The 3,131-nt window shown below is 42.8% G+C and carries 2 protein-coding genes and 1 pseudogene; 2 read left to right on the plus strand and 1 reads right to left on the minus strand.

Features of this window, described 5'->3' with window-relative positions:
- Positions 1-323 precede the first annotated feature (323 nt).
- Entirely contained in the window at positions 324-1,214 is an 891-nt protein-coding gene (locus ACTHS3_RS11070) for a transferrin-binding protein-like solute binding protein (protein WP_141748414.1), read from the plus strand.
- 106 nt (positions 1,215-1,320) lie between these two features.
- The gene (locus tag ACTHS3_RS11075; RefSeq protein ID WP_070607908.1) at positions 1,321-2,727 is read left to right on the plus strand and encodes a surface lipoprotein assembly modifier; all 1,407 of its coding nucleotides are present in this window, start codon (positions 1,321-1,323) and stop codon (positions 2,725-2,727) included.
- Between the two features lie 158 nt (positions 2,728-2,885).
- Here ACTHS3_RS11075 and ACTHS3_RS11080 read toward each other — a convergent pair.
- Positions 2,886-3,131: pseudogene (locus tag ACTHS3_RS11080) on the minus strand (chromosome segregation protein SMC); the annotation flags it as partial.

Raw genomic sequence — 3,131 nt, forward strand, 5'->3', positions numbered from 1 at the left:
CTATTACGTAAGACTATACATATTACCCTGACTTAATTCCTCTTAATTTTTGATAACATTTTGTTTTATATATTGTATCTTTCCTACAACATCAAAAAAATATTCAAAAATATCAAAATACGTAATATCTTGATTTCATAAAAGAAATATTTAAATTTCATTATTACCCTAATAGTTTCCTCCTACACTTTCTATCTTATCTGTTTGTTTATGTATGTATTTGTTGTAGAATTTTTTTGACCGTAAAAGTCATTAACCAGATTTAACCGATATTCAAATACTTAAGGATTCAAACTTATGATACAAAAATCAAAACGACAGCTTTGGTTTGCGCCGCTTTGTTCGCGGTAACTGCATGTAGTAGCAATGGTGAGAGCGGTCCAGATATCAACCCTTCTAATACGATTACTCCTTCTAAACCTACAACTCCAGCTAAACCAACTACTCCTGAAACTCCGGCTAAACCGACCACTCCTGAAACTCCGGCTAAACCGACCACTCCTGTAACTCCGGCTAAACCGACCACTCCTGTAACTCCGGCTAAACCGACTACTCCATCTCAACCAACACCTAGTGCAGCTGTTGGCGGTAATGCAATGACTTCAACAAATGCATCCTATAACACTGCAAAATACGTTACTCCTCAAGGCGAGATGAATGCTAGTGTTACCATTGACGGTCGTAAAATTGATTTATCCAAAGCCAATGCAGCATTTCTCTTCTACAGAGAAATTGGCCCTACCAAAGATAATATGTCGACCCGTATGACTGTTTTGAGCGGACGCAAATACAGCCATGTTCAATTCGGTGCACAAACTGTCGGCATTATTAGCCCTACTTATCAAACAACACTTCATCATGACTCTTTTGCCATTGGTAGTATTACGCCAACTAGTGGTGCAGGTGCTATGCCAACTTCTGGCAAAGCATCTTATGTTGGTGATGCCATTCTGCTTCAAGGTGCAGCTTATACAACAGGCGCATCTAAATTTGATGTTGATTTCGGCCGTAAAACCATCTCAGGCCTGATTGACCATGTATATGATATTCCTGTTTCCGGTAAAATTTCCGGTTCATCCTTCAGCGGCGAGCAAGATGGTATCCGTATGAAGGGTAATTTCTTCGGTCCTAAAGCTGCAGAATTAGGCGGTGTCTTTAGTGCTGAGCATGAGAATAATGTTTACCAAGGCTCTTTCGGCGCGAAAAAACAATAATCTGCCGCTTTCAACCGTCCGGCATCTGCCGGGCGGTTTGTTTTACCAATATGCCGTCTGAAAGAATTTTTACCATGCTCAAACGCCCCAAAACGAAATAAAAAATATGCGCTATCCAACTTTGGCTTTAATTTTATGCGCTGCGGTACACTATGCCTCAGCAGCACCAACACCACACGATGAAATTCAGCCCGACCTAAACCATAATCAAATCCGCAAGGCTGAAAAACAAACTCTGCAAGAAGACAATCAGGTTGAGCAACAACAGTTTTCTATGTCATCAGAAGAATTGCTCCAACAACCTGAAATCTTAACCGATGCAATGGATACCGCCCTTGCACGCCAAAATATTGACAACATCCGTTTCCTATTGCCACTCTACCGTCGCATGACCGGACACGACGAAACAATGGTTTCCTATGCAGATGCAATTCTTTCCCGTGCAGATGGAAAGTACAAAGTAGCAGAACAGGATTTTCGGAATATCCTTGCCAATCATCCTGACTACTCTCCTGTACGCCTACAATTGGCATTAACCCTTTCACAAGACGGAAAAATGCGTGACGCAGCAAAAGAGTTACAGGAAGTCCGCAAAACTCCCGACCTACCTGAACCAACACTGCAATATTTGAATGAATTTGATAAATTTCTGAAGAAAGATAAATCTTGGAATTTTGACGGTAATATTTCCTACGTTCGCGACAATAATATTGCCCGAACGCCGCGCGAACGTGTGTACGGAGGTTTTGAGTTTGAAGCGCCTCGTACAGCAAACGGTATTGCCTACGATGTTTCTGCACAAAAAAATACTCCGCTCAATGGACATTGGGTCTGGAAAAAAAACCTTTCTGCTGGTGGCAAATTTTATTGGGATGCGCATGATTATGATGATTTAACTGTGCGTGCTGAAACCGGTGCCGGCTGGCGGAATCATACTCAGGAAGTCTCCTTATCGCCATTTTATGAAAAGCGCTGGTATGGTACAGAGCCCTACTCCAATACATCAGGCGGTATTTTGCGCTATTCACGTGTGTTATCGCCCAAATGGCAAGTATTCGGCGCATGGCAGTCCGGCTACCGTAAACATAAAGAAAGAAAATTCTTAAACGGTGCAAACCATATTGCCTCTATATCAACCCTCTATTATCGTAAGAGTGGTGAATATTTCGTATTTGGCGCAGGAAAAGGATACAACAGTGCGCGTGACCGTTCTGATGCCTATAAATATGAAAATCTGCGTGCAGGCTGGACAAAAGCATGGGGCAAGTCAGGCAAGCTTGTTACTTCACTCAATACCACTGTACAGTACCGCCGCTATCAGGCAGAAGATATTTTCAATATCAAACGAAATGACCGTGAAACCTACGTCCATTTGTCAGCGGGTCATAAAAAGTTGTCCTGGAAAGGCTTTACTCCGCGCCTGAACTGGGGTTGGACACATGTCCACAGCAATCATTTTTATTACCGTCAAAACCAGCATCGCTTGTTTATCGATATTTCCAAACAATTTTAGAATGGAAGTGAATAAAAAGGTCGTCTGAAAACTATACCCAAAGTTTTCAGACGACCTTTTTATTGCTTTAAGGAAAAATTAAAGTTCTCCCCATTCAGGCTCACTTAATTGTGTAACTAGCCATCAGAATTTCTTAATCGTCAGCCTTTGTTCTTACCTCAATTCGGTTCAGCCATTTCCAACGCCTGTTTAATGTCTACGGCTACAACGCGCGATACGCCTTTTTCCTGCATAGTTACGCCGACGAGCTGCTCTGCCATTTCCATGGTCAGGCGGTTGTGGGAGATGTAGAGGAACTGGGTTTGCGCCGACATTTCTTTGACCAGGTTGCAGAAACGCGAGGTGTTGGCGTCGTCCAGCGGGGCGTCGACTTCGTCCAGAAGGCAGAAGGGGGCGGGGTTGAG

The sequence above is a fragment of the Neisseria sp. P0009.S007 genome (assembly GCF_051962515.1).

Excerpts from the sequence above, each read along its gene's own strand:
- ACTHS3_RS11075 (WP_070607908.1), top strand. The coding sequence starts at position 1,321 with ATGCGCTATCCAACTTTGGCTTTAATTTTATGCGCTGCGGTACACTAT.